Below are 17,017 nucleotides of genomic sequence, written 5' to 3'. Positions count from 1 at the left end.
CTATATCACTGCTCAAGCCAAGAAGACATAGATTGTATTTCTTGTTAAAGATATAGTGCTATTTCAAATGTTCAAAACTTTAACCTTTTACTTTATTCTCTTGTAATATAATGTTCGATTTCAGAGGGTTCTTTTTGGTTAAATTTTACAGCAAAGTAATTCACATCGTGATAATATAAGAACCAGTAATTTTCTAAAATAAATCTAGGTATCATGCGTTCTTTTTCTCTTATAGACTGCATTGGATAATCATCGTAGGCAGTAACCCATAGCGGATTTTTGTGAGCGACTGTGGGAAAAATATCTCCCATATGCACTGCTTTTTCTCCTTCACTTTCAATTGTAATAATTGAATGACCGTAACTATGACCTCCAGTATGGTACATATTAATCCCCTTGACTATTTCAATTTCATTTTCAAATAACAATAATTTATTGGAGAAATCACCATTATTTTTCTGCCAATACGTTGATTTACTACGTATATTAGGACTAATAAACTCATGCCATTCATCTTGTTGAATAATATGAATCGCATTTTTAAAAACCGCACGTCCTTCACTATCAGTTAATCCTGACGCATGGTCAAAATGTAGATGTGACATTAATACATAATCAATATCATTCGTCGTCAAATTAAATAATTTTAACTCTTCTTCTATGTTACTTTCATAATGCACACCAAATATTTTACGCTCTTTTTCCGTAAGCTTTTGATTACCTATACCAGTATCAATAATGAAGTTAAATTCTTCCGTTTGTATTAATATTGGATGTGTGGGTAATGGAATTCGATTGTCCTCACTCAGTTCATACTTTTTTGTCCATAAAACTTTGGGTACTACACCAAACATCGCTCCCCCATCAATGTTCGTAATACCACCATTAAGGTAATGTATCTTGAAATTTCCTAATTTCATAACCAATCCCCATTTCTTAATTTAATTACTAATCACTTAATATAGTAATATAATACTTGTTACACGTAAAATAACGAAATTTGTTAGTCTTCCTGCTATAGTCATTTCATTGCGATTTTGTAACATATTGACGTTCATGCATTCGTATGTGTGAAAGACTACAGGCTCGAGCCATATTCCCAGGCAAGCTTGTACGATCAAAATCACAAGTTATTATACAAAAAGGACTAATGTTTTATTTAAATTTATATTATTTAGTGAAATTAGAAATGCAGTTTTAATCATATAATAATTTTTATAAATAAGATTTCCTTAATTTTATGATACATACAGGTATGAATATAATTTTCTTTTTCTACAAGAACATACAACTTATAAAAATTTTGCATCGTACTGACGCCCGGGAAAATGATATGAGCGAGAGACTACAGGCTCGAGCCATATCCCCAGGCAAGCATGTACGATCAAAATCACAAGTTATTATACAAAAAGGACTAATCCGTCTTTCTTACGGATTAGCCCTTTATTTTGAACATGAGCGTTATAACTGAGTCATAACAAATATTTAATTATTATGGAATTTGGCTTCCATTCTATAGATTCTTGAACCTCTGTCAGAAAACTTTCGCTCATATTCTGTTTCAATATTATTCTCTTTTTCTTCTTGATGTAAATTTAAATTTATTTTTGTAAAATACATACCAAATTGGGACATACTTTCTAAGCTATAAGCAAATAATCCTCTATTATCTGTTTTAAAATGAATTTCTCCATCTGTTTTTAACACTTGTTTATACAAGGATAAAAACGTGTGATACGTTAATCTACGCTTAGTATGTCTTTTTTTCGGCCAAGGGTCAGAAAAATTTAAATAAATACGTGAAATTTCTCCATCTTTAAAGTATTCATTGAGTTCTATCGCATCATTACATATCAATTTAATATTTGTTAGATTTTGCTCTCTCACTTTATCTAACACTTTGACCATAACATTTTTTTCACGTTCCATAGATATAAAATTAATTTCAGGTCTTTGTGCAGCAAGTGTTGTTATAAATTGTCCCATGCCAGAACCAATTTCAATATAAATTGGTTGATCTTTATCAAACCACTCACTAATATGTCCTGCATGACTGCCATCCGTGTCTACAATCTCAGGATGCGATTTTAAATAATCTTCAGCCCATGGCTTGTAACGCATTCTCATTTTCTTGATAACTCCTTATATAAATGCATTGTTATTCATTACTTCATTTAAGAACTTCAGCCACATATTCATATCTTTATAGCGTTTTTGTTCTTCATACCACTGTACCATTCCAATAGACTGGACAGCAGTATACCACTTCATCCTCTTTTGCAAGTCTATAGAATCTTTCGTACCGTAATCATTTAACCACTGAGGCCATTTATTTTCAGGAACGTAATTGTATAGCAGCATGCCTAAATCAATTGCTGGATCCGCAATCATTGCACCTTCCCAATCCACTAAAAATAATTCATCGTGGTCAGACAACAACCAATTATTGTGATTGACATCTCCATGGACAACTGTAAAAAATCTAGGGTCAAGACTTGGCATATGATCTTCTAAATAAGTTAATGCTTTTCGCACTACATGATGCGTTAACACTTCTCTAGATAATGAGGCATTTATTTTATTTAACAAAATATCAGGCGTAATAGGATACATTTCCATACGTTTCAACATATTCAAAAGTGTTTTTGAACTATGTATTTTTTTCAATAAATTAGCCACTCGTTGTTCATACATCTCATCGAAAGTTAGCTCTCTGCCATTTTTCCAATGTTGCGCTGTTACGACTTCCCCAGTCTCTATTCGTTTCGTCCATACAAGCTTAGGTACAATACCTTCAGCAGACAAGGCTGCAATAAATGGGTTTGAATTTCGTTTTAAAAACAATTTCTGCCCATCTTGTTCAGCCATATATGCTTCTCCAGATGCACCACCTGCTGAATCAAGTGTCCATCCTAATTGATAAAACTGCTCCAACACGTTCACCTCACTTTCAATTAGAAAATGGCTCAAGAAAACAGATTTCGAGAGCCAAATATAATCATTTTCTAATACACTTATAAACTTTAAACTCTATATCATAGTCATTTAATTATGACTATCATTTTGTCCCATAGAATCAAGTTTTCATATTTAAATATGAAATACTGTATCGAGATTAATAATAACTTTAACATCATATCATACATGATCTCGTAACAGTATTTTTTTGAAAAATTCCTTTAGTTTTTTATGAAATTTCAAGTCTCAATTTCAAGTCTCATAGAAGATTTTATAATGTTTAGAGATTTATTTCAACCAATAATGAGAAACAAAAAGTCACATTTTACTACAGTATTTTTCTGTAATTTTTTAAATCGGCTCAGTTAGCATTATAACATAATTTAGCTTTTATAGATGTTACATTTTATTTCCTTTTATGGAAAATATTAACTATCTGTGTCAATGTAACTATTAAATCCTTCTTGTAATGATTTCGTTATTGGACCGACTTCTCCGTCTCCTACTTGTTCACCATCTAATTTAACGACTGGCATCACTTCAATAGAAGTACTAGACACAATAATTTCATCCGCGTTTCTTAAAAAGTCTACAGTAAATGTACCTTCATTAAATGGTATACCTTTTTCTTCGGCAATATCTTTTATAACCATTCGCGTAATACCATTCAATATATAATTGTTTACTGGATGTGTATAGATTTCGCCTGCTTTAATAGCATATACATTGCTTGATGATCCCTCAGTAACAATGTCACCTCTGTGTTGAATAGCTTCTTGTGCATTATATTTTACCGCACGCTCTTTAGCCAACACATTTCCAAGTAAATTCAAGCTTTTAATATCACATCTTAACCAACGAATATCCTCAGTTGTTATCGCATTAATACCTTCTTCTAATAACTTGTATGGACGTTCATAAGTTTTGGTAAATGCCATCACATTAGCTTCTACTGATGGTGTTGGAAAAGCATGGTCACGAGGTGCTGCTCCACGCGTAACTTGAATATAAACACCGCCATTAACAACGCCATTCGCTGCTAATAATTCTTGAATTAATTCAGTAAGTTCATCCACATTGTATTTCAATTCTAAACCTATTTCTTTAGCACTTCTTATAAGCCTTTCAAAATGAGGTTTAGCAGTAAAAATATTATTATTATATGTTCTAATATATTCATATATCCCGTCACCAAATACGTAACCTCGATCATTGTATGGTACTTTTGCATCTTGTTCATCTACTAAATGTTCATTAATAAGTACTTTTGTCATCATCATTCCTCCACGCATAGTGCATATAAAGCTTCTAAATAAATACTAGTTGCATTAAATAATTGCTTTTTCGTAATATACTCATTTTTTTGATGCATTAAATCTTCGGAGTCATTAAACATAGCTCCAAAGGCAACACCTTTATCTAAATTACGTGCGTAAGTTCCACCACCTATTGTGTAAGGTTCGGTTTGGTCACCAGTTTGATTACGATATGCTGTCACTAACGTTTGCACGAAAGGATCATTTTTATCCACATAGTGAGGTGTTTGGTTTTTACCTAATTCAATAGAAAATCCAAGTTGTTGAATCTCACCTTTAAAACGAGTCATGGCTTCTTCAAATTCAAAACCTTGTGGATATCTTAAGTTAATACCAAATCGACCACCATTTTGATTATCGTATGAAATGATACCAATATTTGTAGTTACATCTCCCATGACATCTGTATGGAATTTCATCCCCATTTTTTCACCGAAATGAGAGTTGAATAAATACTGTTCACTAAATTGAGTGAAATTTTCAGCAGTTTTATCTAAATTTAATTTGGCTAAGAAATTCAATAAGTATAACCCTGCATTCACACCAATAGATGGATCCATACCATGTACAGCTTTACCATAAACTTTAAGTACTAATACACCGCTATCAACGATACTTTCACCATCAATATTATTATCAGATAAAAACTGTTCAAATTTTTGAATGACGTCAGTCATGTTTTCTTTAACTGCAAGTTTAGCAATTGCTTCATCAGGCACCATGTTATAGCGCTGACCGGATGCAAAAGAAATAAGTTCGTATTCTGGCTCATCTTTATCCTCTGCTTTGTCATTTTGAACCACATCAAATGTACTTATACCTTTTTCACCATGTATTGCTGGGAATTCAGCATCAGGTGCAAAGCCTAAAGTTGGCATTTCTTCAGTTTTAAAATAACGCTCTGTACATTGCCAATCTGACTCTTCATCAGTGCCTATAATGATATGTATACGTTTTTTCCAATTGACCTTCATATCGTTCAATATTTTCACTGCATAATATGCTGCTATTGTTGGCCCTTTATCATCAAGGGTCCCTCTTGCAATAATCTTATCTTCAGTTACAACAGGATCGAAAGGATTAGAATCCCAACCATCGCCAGCCGGCACTACATCAACATGACATAAAATTCCCATAACATCTTCGCCTTCACCAGCTTCAATACGCCCTGCAATATGTTCAACATCATGCGTGTTAAATCCATCACGTTCAGCAATACCATACATATAATCTAATGCCTTACGTGGTCCAGGTCCAACCGGATTTTCTGAAGAAATTTTATTATCGTCTCTCACACTTTCAATAGATAATAAGCCATTTAAATCGTTTATAATATCTGTTTCGTATTCTTTCACTTTATCTTTCCACATTTAGCATCAACTTCCTTTTTAATACTTATATATTTAATATTTTACATGAAGTAGTACAGAAACTACAGTGAGATGTGATTATTATTTTAAAAAAATTCACTGTATAATTAATTAAAAAACAGATTGAAGCCTTTCACATACATGTCTTTCAAAATCTGTATTAATATAAAAAAACCTAGTTCAAAACTATGAACTAGGTTAAAAAACTAAATTAATCATTGCTTATTTGTTTTTATTGTTTTTGAGTTCTTCTTCGGTAACGACGCGAAGATTATTTGAAGGATCAGCTGCACCTTCATCAGTAAATCTCGCTTCTTCAACATGTTCTTCTTCTTCAGATTCGCCTTTAAAACGATCTTTTTGTTCGTTAATGAAACCTTTAGGATCTTGTTTTACTTTTGAAGCATAACCTTTAGGGTCTTGTTTTACTTCATTATAAGTTTCATTGGCTTTTGAACTGATTTGACTAGCGATGTCTTTTGCGTTTTGCTTATAGGACTCAGGATTTGATTTATATTTACTATATTCATCCTTTAATTTATCTCTATTCTCTTTTTTAGAAAGAACAACTGCAGCAGCTGCGCCTCCAACACCTATAATTGCTTTTAATAATTTTGACATAATAACACCTCTTTATTATTTTAATCCTAATTGTTTAAAATCTATTTGAGTTAAGTGGCGATATTCACCCGGTTCTAAAGATTCATCCAGTTTTAGTTCACCAATGCTAATACGTTTCAATTTCAGAACTTCATTATCTATAGCATGAAACATACGCTTAACTTGATGATATCTTCCTTCATAAATTGTGACAAATGATTTATATGCCTCATCACTTTTTACTAAAGTTGCAGGTTTCGCCAAACCCTCATTCAATTCAATACCCATTTTAAATGATTTTATATCATTATTTGTAATATTTTTTTTAGAAATTACCTCATATGTTTTAGAAACATGCTTAGCAGGACTCATTAGTTCATGATTAAAAGTTCCATCATTCGTAATTAATAACAAACCCTCAGTGTCTTTATCTAATCGCCCCACTGGAAAAACTTCTAAAAACCGATATGGTTCAACCAAGTCTACAACTGTTTGATGTTGGTCATCCTCTGTTGCAGATACATAGCCTTTAGGCTTATTTAACATTAGATAGACTTTATCTATATAATGAATCGTTTCATTGTTTTTTTGAACTACATCATTTTCTGGGTCTATTTGCTTTTTAGGAGATTTTTCTATTTTATTGTTAACTGTAATCGTACCTTTTTTCAATAACTGTTTAACTTCTGTACGCGTTCCGACACCCATATTAGCTAAAAATTTATCTAATCTCATTTTATAAGACCTAATTTACGTCTAAGTTTATTTGGAATATCTCCTAAAAATTGATCGGCCAGTTTTGTCTTCATCGTAATTCCACCGTAAACAATCATACCTATAATGACACTAATAATTAAAATTGCTAAAGCGCCAAATTTAGTTTGTGGTGAAATAACCATTTGTAATAAAAATGATGATAATTCAACTACGACCATCATTAAGAAGCCGTATAAGAAAATTTTACCAAAATGTAGCCATGTTTCTGAGAAATCAAAATTAGCATATTTTTTAAGTATATAAAAATTACAGATAACAGCAAATAGCAATGCTATTGCCGTACTTAAAATTGCTCCGGCAGTATGGAAAGCCATAATCAATGGCGTGTTTAGTATTACTTTTAATACTACTGCCGCTAAAATTACAAACACTGTTAATTTTTGTTTATCAATGCCTTGTAGCATAGATGCTGTCACACTCAATAATCCTATTAAAATTGCCACAGGTGCATAATAAAATAACAATTGACTACCATCGACATTGTAACTATAAAAGACAGTATATAATGGTAAAGCTAAGGCCATAATACCCAGACTTGCTGGGACTGTAATATACATTAGAACCCCTAAAGATGTTCTGATTTGTCTGTGCATTTCTTTTAATTCACCCGATTCATACGTCTTAGTGATAAATGGGATTAAACTCACTGCAAAACCAGCAGATAAAGACGTTGGAATCATCACTATTTTATTTGTCGTCATGTTTAAAATGGTAAAGAAATAGTCATGTAAACGGCTTGGTACACCAGCCAAATCTAAGGCACCGTTATGTGTAAACTGATCTACTAGATTAAACAGTGGGAAATTCAAACTAACAATTACAAATGGGATACTATAAGAAATAATTTCTTTATACATTTTTCCATAGGAAACTGTGATATCTGAAGTATCCGTTGCTACCATTTTTTCAATGTTAGGTTTTCTCTTTCTCCAGTAATACCATAATGTAAATATCCCTGCTATCGCACCTATTGCAGCAGCAAATGTTGCTATACCGTTGGCTTGTAGCACACTTCCACCAAAGACATTAAGTACTAAATAACTTCCTACTAAAATAAATAATATACGTGCGATTTGTTCTATGACTTCTGAGACCGCAGTTGGTCCCATTGATTTATAACCTTGGAACACACCACGCCACGTAGCAAGTAATGGTATAAATATGACCACCATACTGATTATTCTAATAATCCATGTAATATCAGCTACTGACCAACCACCTTTAGTACCAGATTCATGTGCTAAAGTAATTGTGGCGATACTTGGTGCTAATAAATATAAAATGAAAAATCCAATAAATCCTGTTATAGTCATAACTATAAAGCTAGATTTATATAACTTTTCACTTACTTTATAAGCACCTAAAGCGTTATATTTAGACACATATTTAGACGCCGCTAATGGCACCCCAGCAGTTGCGACTGCAATGGCAATATTATACGGCGTATATGCATAGTTAAAAGGTGCCAATTTTTCTTCTCCACCAATAATGGAGTAAAAAGGAATAATATATAAAACACCCAAGACTTTAGTAATCAATATACTAAGGGTGATTAAAAAGGTACCCCTAACTAATTCTTTACTTTCACTCATTCAGATCTTCCTATCTCAAATTAAATTTTTACAATCATAACTTTAATCATAACGTTATAAACACTTTTTTTCAAAACTATATTACTATAAACTATAAAATAACACTATTTAGTAAAGTGAGGCAATCAAATGTACCAAACAATTATTATTGGCGGTGGCCCTAGCGGTTTAATGGCGGCTGCTGCCGCAAGTCAACATAGCGATAAAGTCCTTCTCATAGAAAAGAAAAAAGGACTCGGTCGCAAATTAAAAATCTCTGGTGGTGGGCGTTGCAACGTCACTAACCGTTTACCATATGAAGAGATAATTAAAAATATACCAGGAAATGGAAAATTTTTATATAGTCCTTTTTCCGTATTTGATAATGAATCTATTATTCGCTTTTTTGAATCACGTGGTGTTGCACTTAAAGAAGAAGACCATGGACGTATGTTCCCTGTTTCTAATAAAGCACAGGATGTTGTAGATGCATTAATTCGTACAATTGATGAGAATAATGTAACTGTAAAACAAGAAACTTCAGTGCATGCTATTGAACATACACCACAACAGACTTTCAAAGTATTTTTAGATAATCAACAAACTGTTGAAGGTCATAGTTTGATTATCGCTACAGGTGGTACGAGTGTGCCAAAGACTGGATCAACTGGTGATGGTTACAAATTTGCTGAACACTTGGGACATACAATTACAGAACTTTTCCCGACTGAAGTACCAATTACGTCATCCGAACCTTTTATAAATAATAAAAGGTTAAAAGGATTGAGCTTAAAAAATGTTGCACTATCTGTATTAAAGAAAAATGGTAAAAAACGTGTGACACATCAAATGGATATGATATTCACTCATTTCGGAATCAGTGGCCCTGCCGCTTTAAGATGTAGCCAATTTGTATATAAGGAACAAAAAAATCAAAAACGCCAAGATATTGATATGCAATTAGACGCTTTTCCAGAACTAAGCTTTGCACAATTAGAAGATAAAGTAAGTGAATTATTAAAGAATACACCAGATAAATATGTAAAAAATAGCTTACATGGTTTAATCGAAGAACGTTATTTATTATATATGTTAGAATTAGCAAATATTTCAGAAACATTAACAGCACATCATATGTCTAATGAACAATTTAATAAATTGATTACTTTATTTAAAGGCTTTACGTTTACAGTTAATGGAACTTTATCAATTGAAAAAGCTTTCGTAACTGGAGGAGGCGTTTCTCTTAAAGAAATCGAACCCAAAACGATGATGTCAAAATTAACTCCGGGATTATTTATGTGTGGCGAACTGCTAGATATCCATGGTTATACTGGTGGCTATAATATTACCAGTGCTTTAGTTACAGGTCATATATCAGGAACAAATGCAAGTAAATTTCAACGTTAAACATATCAATTTATATAATTTGTCACCTATTAGCTCCACGACTTACGTTTAAAACAAATTCACTATTTATCAATTTTAATGATTGATACTTTCTATGCGAGTGACACACGTAATGTTATAATACTTAAGTCGCCTACTCTCAGGCGTCAATAGACGTAGGGAGGAGGTGTATTTTGTGATTGATATCTTTGTTCATATTATGACTACTGTCATCAGTGGTTGTATCGTTACGTTATTTGCGTACTGGCTGCGCAATCGTAATGACAAGTAAAATAGGCGACACTTAGCTAACACCAAAAAACCCCCTCACTACTCGCAATAGTGAGGGGGTTTGGTGTATCTGTATTGATATCTTTGTTAAACGTATTATAACACTATATTTGCATAAAATGCAAAATCATCGGCTTATTTTCACTCTGTCTAAAAATTAAATACTTTTAATTTCTAAACCTTCATCTCCCCATGCATCCATGCCACCTTCAACATTGACTGCATGAACGCCATTACGTTCTAAATACTGAACGACTTGTGCACTTCTGCCACCAACTTTACAAATAATATAATACGTATCTTCTGAGTTGAAGTGATTTAAATTATCAGGAATTTTATCCATAGGTATCGTTTCCGCTTCTGGTATTACGCCCATTGCTGTTTCTTCATCGGTTCTCACATCTACGATATGAATAGGATTAGAATTTAAAATTTTTGATTTCAATTCATCTATAGTAATAGTTTCCATAATATAAACGCCCCTTTTGTGTTATTTGGCAACAATATTAACAAGTTTTTGAGGTACTGCAATCACTTTTTTAATATCTTTGCCTTCTATTTCAGCTTTAATATTTTCGTTACCTAATGCTGCTGTTTCCATTTCATCTTTTGAAATATCTTTAGAAACATTGATCTTAGTACGAACTTTGCCATTTACTTGAACGACAATTTCTACTTCATCATCGACTAATAATGTTTCATCATATGATGGCCAAGGTTGATAAGTAATTGTTTCTTCATGTCCTAAGCGCGCCCATAATTCTTCACCTATATGTGGTGCAATCGGTGCTAACATTTTAATAAACCCTTCAATATATGGTTTATAAATCTCATCAACTTTATAGCAATCATTAATGAAGACCATCAATTGACTAATTGCCGTATTGAAGTTTAATGTTTCAAAGTCTTCCGAAACTTTTTTCACAGTTTGATGGTAACTTTTATCTAAAGCTTTATTATTAGTATTGACTACTTTTTCTGTGATTAAACCGTCTTCTGTAATTAAAAGTCTCCAAATTCTATCTAAGAAACGTCTTGAACCATCTAATCCTTTATCACTCCAAGCAATTGCAGCATCTAGAGGACCCATGAACATTTCATATAGTCTTAACGTGTCAGCACCATGCGATTTGATAATATCATCTGGATTGATAACATTACCTTTAGATTTACTCATTTTTTCATTACCTTCGCCTAAAATCATACCTTGGTTAAATAATTTTTGGAATGGTTCTTTGGTAGGTACTACACCTAAATCATACAAGACTTTGTGCCAAAATCTAGCATATAACAAGTGTAACACTGCATGTTCAACGCCACCAATATATAAATCTACAGGCAACCAATGTTTTAACTTTTCTGGGTCAGCTAACATCTGTTCATTATCTGGATCAATAAAGCGTAAATAATACCAACAACTGCCTGCCCATTGTGGCATTGTATTTGTTTCACGACGACCTTTCATTCCAGTTTCTTTATCCACGACATTAACAAATGCATCTATATTAGCTAATGGTGATTCACCTGTACCTGAAGGCTTAATTTCGTCAGTTTCCGGTAGGAGTAATGGCAATTCATCTTCGGGAACAGTCGTCATAGTCCCATCTTCCCAATGAATTACAGGAATAGGTTCACCCCAATAACGTTGACGACTAAATAACCAATCTCTCAGTTTATAATTAACTTTTCTAGTTCCAGAATTGTTTTGTTCTAATAATGTAATTGCTTTTTCAATCGCTTCATTATTATATAGACCATTTAACTCTCCTGAATTAATATGAGGTCCATCGCCGTCATAAGCTGCTTCAGATATGTCTCCACCTTCAATGATTTCTATAATTGGTAAATCAAAAGTTTTTGCAAATTCATAGTCTCTTTGGTCTCCACTAGGGACAGCCATAACTGCTCCTGTACCATAAGAAGATAAGACATAATCTGCTATCCAAATTGGCGTTTTCTCACCAGATAAAGGATTAATTGCATACGCTCCAGTAAAAACTCCAGATTTTTCTTTAGCTAGTCCAGTACGTTCTAAATCTGATTTCATCGCCGCTTCTTGTTGGTATTTCTCAACACTTTCTTGATGTTCTGAGGTAGTAATTTTGTTAACGAGTTCATGTTCAGGGCTCAACACTAGGAATGTAGCACCATAAATAGTATCAGGACGGGTTGTAAACACTTCTATTTGATCATTAATATCTTCTACATTAAATGTTATAGATGCACCTTCTGAACGTCCAATCCAATTTCGTTGCATATCTTTTAAGGATTCAGGCCAATCTAAGTCATCTAAATCTTCAAGTAATCTGTCAGCGTATTCAGTAATTCTAAGTACCCATTGTTTCATCGGTCTTCTATAAACAGGGTGTCCGCCACGTTCAGAAACACCGTCGACAACTTCTTCATTTGACAATACAGTGCCTAAGGCAGGACACCAGTTCACTGCTACTTCATCTATATAAGCAAGCCCTTTATTATATAATTGGATAAATATCCATTGTGTCCATTTATAATATTCTGGGTCTGTTGTATTAACTTCTCGATCCCAATCATAACTAAATCCTAACTCTTTAATTTGACGTTTAAACGTTTGGATATTTTGTTTAGTGAATTCACGGGGATCATTCCCGGTATCTAGCGCATATTGTTCAGCTGGTAAACCAAATGCGTCCCACCCCATAGGATGTAATACATTATATCCTTGCATACGTTTGTATCTTGAAATAATATCAGTAGCTGTATAACCTTCAGGATGTCCTACATGCAATCCTGCTCCAGATGGGTAAGGGAACATATCAAGTGCATAAAATTTTTTTTGGCCTAAATTATCTTCAGTTTTAAATGTTTTATAGTCTTCCCAATAATCCTGCCATTTTTTTTCAACTTCATTATGATTGTAATTCACTTCATTTCCTCCTGTTCAATAATAAAAAGACACCTCAAACTATTATATAATAGGGACGATTTTTCACCGCGGTACCACCCTGTTTCACTTAATGTGCACTCATTTTAATTAATAGTAAGAGATGTCATTCATTCATTTTAAGTCCTGGTAAGTTCACTAGATGCTTCACGCTAAGTTCCACCAACCTTAGCTCTCTGTGGAAAAGCTTTCAAGTTACTACTCCTATACTCTTCTTATGATATTTGAAAAAGCCCTTTATTTCAAGTATAAAGTTGATTTTCAAGCTTCATCTTAATGCATATATAAATTTATTAAAATAATACGTAAAAATATTGTTAATTCAATAAGCATCACTTGCTGAATTAACAATACTTGTCCTTTTTATCATATAACAACAATTATCTGGGTTTAAAAGTTAACTAAATCTACTATTGTTGACTACAATATTGCCACAATTTTATGCTAAATATCTTTTGGTAATTTGTGATCATAGAATGTTAAAAATACGAGTGATAAAACTAACAATGAAATCATGCTTAAAAACATAATTTGCATGTTAAACATATCAACAACTACGCCACCAATAAGTGGTCCGAATGCTTTACCTACTGTCGCTGCAGAATTTACATAACCTTGAAATGAACCTTCTTTCCCATTAGGCGCAAGTTGATTTGCGATAGTTGGAACAGCTGGCCAAACAAACATTTCTCCCAATGTTAATATAATCATACCTACCATAAATACAGAAAATTGTTCAGCAAAACTTGTGACAAAAAAAGATATGATAAAAATACCTATTCCAACATACATTTGATGTTTCAGATTACCTTTTAATAATCTGATTATCGGAATGATTAATGGTTGTGCTACTAATATCATGATACCATTGACAGTCCATAATAAACTGTATTGGCTCATAGAGATATTTAGCTCTTGTGTAAATGAAGCTATTGTACTTTCCCATTGAATATAAGCAATCCAGCAAATACTAAACATCACGCATAACAATGTTAATGCAATGAATTGAGGTCTATACGCTTTATCTAATAAACTCATGGCATCATTTGATTTTACTTTAACGTCCAATTTAATATTAAATTGACTAATTGCAACTATGCCAAATGCAATATACATGAGCAAATTAGCAATAAATATATAATTAAAACTTAATTCCGCCACAAAACCGCCAGAAGCTGCGCCAATCGCCACCCCTAGATTTTGAGCTAAATATATCGCATTAAAAGTTTGTCTACCACCTTGCGGCCAAATTGCACCGGCTAGTGCGTAAATTGCTGGTACAATCATGCCACCACCAAAGCCAAGACAAACCAACCAAACTGCATACCATGGCCATCCGTGAAAAAAATTTAACAAGGTAGTACTACTTAAGCAGATCACTGTACCAATCATAATTGTTCGATAGCCACCCAATTTATCAAATAGATTACCACCTAGTAAATTCCCTATGACCATGCCAAATGAATTAATCATCAAAACTAACCCGGCCATAGTTAAACTTTTATCTAATTCTTCATTCATATATATTGTATTTAATGGCCATAAAAAACTTGAGCCTGTGATATTTAATGCCATACCAATAACCAACCACCACACTGATTTTGGCATATTCATAACCATAAGCTCCCTTCTTTTTTTAAATTTCTGTTTTTACTCTAAACACTATATCATTAAAATATGTTAAAATCTTTAACTAGAATGAATTTAGAAAGGAAAATGTTATATGGGACAATTCTTCCCTTACGCATTCGAGAATAAACGATATCATACTTGGAATTATCATTTAAAAAATAAATTTGGACAAAAAATCTTTAAAGTTGCAATTGACGGAGGATTTGATTGTCCAAATAGAGATGGCACGGTTGCACATGGTGGCTGTACATTTTGTTCTGCAGCAGGAAGTGGAGATTTTGCAGGAAATCGTGTAGATCCGATAGATGTTCAATTTCAACAAATCAAAGATAGAATGCATGAAAAATGGCATGAAGGTCAGTATATTGCTTATTTCCAAGCATTTACTAATACACATGCACCAGTAGAAGTATTAAGAGAAAAATACGAAACTGCATTAAAAGAACCCGGCGTTGTCGGATTATCTATTGGAACGCGGCCTGATTGCTTACCGGATGATGTTGTAGAATATTTAGCTGAATTAAATGAACGTACTTATTTATGGGTTGAATTAGGTCTACAGACAGTACACCAAAAAACTTCAGATTTGATCAATCGTGCACATGACATGAAAACGTATTATGAAGGAGTGGCCAAGCTACGAAAACATAATATAAATGTATGTACACATATTATTAATGGGCTTCCTGAAGAAGATTATGACATGATGATGGAAACAGCTAAAGAAGTAGCACAAATGGACGTCCAAGGTATTAAAATACACTTATTGCATCTCCTTAAAGGCACACCAATGGTAAAACAATACGAAAAAGGTATGCTAGAATTCATGTCACAAGATGATTATACAAATTTAGTTTGTGATCAGCTAGAAATTATACCAAAAGAAATGATCGTTCATCGAATTACTGGTGATGGTCCGATTGACTTGATGGTTGGACCAATGTGGAGTGTCAACAAATGGGAAGTGCTTAACGAAATTGATGAGGAATTAGCACGAAGAAATTCTTATCAAGGAAAATACTATGAAACGACGGTTAAATCATGAAACTAGAACGTATTTTACCATTTTCCAAAACGCTACTACAGCAACACATCAACAAGGATAGTATTGTTATTGATGCCACATGTGGTAATGGTAATGATACCGAATTTCTAGCACAACAAGTACCAAATGGTAAAGTCTACGCTTTTGATATTCAAGAAATTGCAATTCAAAATACAAGCAAAAAGACAGACGTATTTAAAAATGTACGCTTAATTCAAGATAGTCATGCTAAAGTAAAGCAATATATACAAAGTAACGAAATTGGACAAATTGATGCAGCCATTTTTAATTTAGGGTATTTGCCTAAGGGTGACAAATCAATTGTAACAAACTCTAGTAGTACATTAGCAGCGATAGACGAAATATTTGATATATTAGCGACAGAAGGTATTATAGTACTAGTTATATATCATGGGCATGATGAAGGTAAAATCGAACGTGATGCATTATTAAATTATCTACAACATTTTGACCAAAACAAAGCGCACATATTACAATATCAATTTATTAACCAAAAAAACAATGCACCATTTATCTGTGCAATTGAAAAAAGATAATATATATAATAAAAATGCATCTCCTTTTAAGCGGAGATGCATTTTTATTTTAGTATAGATATTAACTACCTATTACTATTTTGAGTCTAACTTGTCATTTTGTAACTATAATTATTCCCTATAATTTTAAGATAGATTTAAGACTAGATTGTATAGTAGATGATTTTTCGTTTATTTCCGCTTTAAAACAATTTAAAAGTTCTTCCCTTTGATCTTTTAAATCCTCATTGAAATGTATAATTACTGTACGTTCGTCATTAACGGGTCTTTCTTTAATAATCCATGCTTTCTCAACTAAATCGTTATATGTTCTTGTACGTTTATATGATTTAATTTTCACATAATTATCCATTTCTTTAAGCGTCATTGATCCTTCTTCCCAAAGTGTTAAAAGAATTAATATTTCTTCTTTTGACATTTTATATTGTTTCTGTACTTTTCCAAAGATATCTTCAATATCTTTAAGTACATGTTCCAATCTAAGGACACTATCTACCATATCAGCAATTGTCTTCCCCATAGAAATATCCCCCAATCATAATATAAAGTTAAACATGTAAAATTAATTTACCAAAAAATCATTCAAAG

General features: G+C 32.7%; 16 protein-coding genes. 4 read left to right on the top strand and 12 right to left on the bottom strand.

The window, feature by feature from the left end; translation table 11 throughout:
* Positions 1 to 92: 92 nt before the first annotated feature.
* From KA926_RS09885 to KA926_RS09850, 8 genes are all read right to left on the bottom strand, one after another.
* On the bottom strand, positions 93 to 920 hold the full coding sequence (locus KA926_RS09885; protein ID WP_210144220.1) for a YtnP family quorum-quenching lactonase: 828 nt from the start codon (positions 918 to 920) through the stop codon (positions 93 to 95).
* Positions 921 to 1,485: 565 nt separating this feature from the next.
* Positions 1,486 to 2,127 carry a tRNA (guanosine(46)-N7)-methyltransferase TrmB gene (gene trmB / locus KA926_RS09880; RefSeq protein WP_210144219.1) on the bottom strand — a complete coding sequence of 214 codons (642 nt, stop codon included), beginning with the start codon at positions 2,125 to 2,127 and terminating at the stop codon, positions 1,486 to 1,488.
* Positions 2,128 to 2,142: 15 nt separating this feature from the next.
* Positions 2,143 to 2,934, bottom strand: coding sequence for a phosphotransferase family protein (locus tag KA926_RS09875; protein ID WP_064208823.1), 792 nt, complete (start codon positions 2,932 to 2,934; stop codon positions 2,143 to 2,145).
* 452 nt (positions 2,935 to 3,386) lie between these two features.
* Complete coding sequence (gene dat, locus KA926_RS09870; protein ID WP_210144218.1) at positions 3,387 to 4,232, bottom strand: D-amino-acid transaminase; 846 nt, start codon at positions 4,230 to 4,232, stop codon at positions 3,387 to 3,389.
* A 2-nt stretch (positions 4,233 to 4,234) separates the two neighbouring features.
* Positions 4,235 to 5,644, bottom strand: coding sequence for a dipeptidase PepV (gene pepV, locus KA926_RS09865; protein ID WP_107385166.1), 1,410 nt, complete (start codon positions 5,642 to 5,644; stop codon positions 4,235 to 4,237).
* A 222-nt stretch (positions 5,645 to 5,866) separates the two neighbouring features.
* A complete protein-coding gene (locus KA926_RS09860; RefSeq protein WP_107385125.1) occupies positions 5,867 to 6,265 on the bottom strand; it encodes a YtxH domain-containing protein in 399 nt (132 codons plus the stop codon).
* A gap of 15 nt (positions 6,266 to 6,280) precedes the next feature.
* Positions 6,281 to 6,979, bottom strand: coding sequence for a pseudouridine synthase (locus tag KA926_RS09855; protein ID WP_210144217.1), 699 nt, complete (start codon positions 6,977 to 6,979; stop codon positions 6,281 to 6,283).
* Positions 6,976 to 8,613 carry a putative polysaccharide biosynthesis protein gene (locus KA926_RS09850; RefSeq protein ID WP_210144216.1) on the bottom strand — a complete coding sequence of 546 codons (1,638 nt, stop codon included), beginning with the start codon at positions 8,611 to 8,613 and terminating at the stop codon, positions 6,976 to 6,978. Before KA926_RS09850 ends, KA926_RS09855 begins: the two co-directional genes overlap by 4 nt.
* Positions 8,614 to 8,742: 129 nt before the next feature.
* Here KA926_RS09850 and KA926_RS09845 point away from each other — a divergent pair, with 129 nt between their 5' ends.
* Entirely contained in the window at positions 8,743 to 10,002 is a 1,260-nt protein-coding gene (locus KA926_RS09845; RefSeq protein ID WP_210144215.1) for a BaiN/RdsA family NAD(P)/FAD-dependent oxidoreductase, read from the top strand.
* Between the two features lie 175 nt (positions 10,003 to 10,177).
* The gene (locus KA926_RS09840) at positions 10,178 to 10,273 is read left to right on the top strand and encodes a type I toxin-antitoxin system Fst family toxin (protein ID WP_107385129.1); all 96 of its coding nucleotides are present in this window, start codon (positions 10,178 to 10,180) and stop codon (positions 10,271 to 10,273) included.
* 156 nt (positions 10,274 to 10,429) lie between these two features.
* Here KA926_RS09840 and KA926_RS09835 read toward each other — a convergent pair whose 3' ends face one another.
* From KA926_RS09835 to KA926_RS09825, 3 genes are all read right to left on the bottom strand, one after another.
* Positions 10,430 to 10,741, bottom strand: coding sequence for a rhodanese-like domain-containing protein (locus tag KA926_RS09835; protein WP_019467829.1), 312 nt, complete (start codon positions 10,739 to 10,741; stop codon positions 10,430 to 10,432).
* Positions 10,742 to 10,762: 21 nt separating this feature from the next.
* Positions 10,763 to 13,177, bottom strand: coding sequence for a leucine--tRNA ligase (gene leuS / locus KA926_RS09830; protein WP_210144214.1), 2,415 nt, complete (start codon positions 13,175 to 13,177; stop codon positions 10,763 to 10,765).
* 462 nt (positions 13,178 to 13,639) lie between these two features.
* The gene (locus KA926_RS09825; protein WP_107505196.1) at positions 13,640 to 14,809 is read right to left on the bottom strand and encodes an MDR family MFS transporter; all 1,170 of its coding nucleotides are present in this window, start codon (positions 14,807 to 14,809) and stop codon (positions 13,640 to 13,642) included.
* A 109-nt stretch (positions 14,810 to 14,918) separates the two neighbouring features.
* Here KA926_RS09825 and mnmL point away from each other — a divergent pair, with 109 nt between their 5' ends.
* Both mnmL and mnmM read left to right on the top strand, forming a co-directional pair.
* Positions 14,919 to 15,872, top strand: a complete 954-nt coding sequence (mnmL, locus tag KA926_RS09820; RefSeq protein ID WP_210144213.1) for a tRNA modification radical SAM protein MnmL/YtqA — start codon at positions 14,919 to 14,921, stop codon at positions 15,870 to 15,872.
* Positions 15,869 to 16,429: a tRNA 5-(aminomethyl)-2-thiouridylate-methyltransferase MnmM gene (gene mnmM, locus KA926_RS09815; RefSeq protein WP_210144212.1), complete on the top strand. Its 561-nt coding sequence runs from the start codon at positions 15,869 to 15,871 to the stop codon at positions 16,427 to 16,429. The genes mnmL and mnmM overlap by 4 nt, the downstream gene beginning before the upstream one ends.
* Positions 16,430 to 16,547: 118 nt before the next feature.
* Here mnmM and KA926_RS09810 read toward each other — a convergent pair whose 3' ends face one another.
* On the bottom strand, positions 16,548 to 16,949 hold the full coding sequence (locus KA926_RS09810; protein WP_019467834.1) for a transcriptional regulator, SarA/Rot family: 402 nt from the start codon (positions 16,947 to 16,949) through the stop codon (positions 16,548 to 16,550).
* Positions 16,950 to 17,017 lie beyond the last annotated feature (68 nt).

The sequence above is a fragment of the Staphylococcus sp. GDY8P94P genome (assembly GCF_017892255.1).
Classification (GTDB): domain Bacteria; phylum Bacillota; class Bacilli; order Staphylococcales; family Staphylococcaceae; genus Staphylococcus; species Staphylococcus cohnii.
The sequence above is the reverse complement of the archived record's forward strand: the minus strand, read 5'-3'. Positions and strand labels throughout refer to the sequence as shown.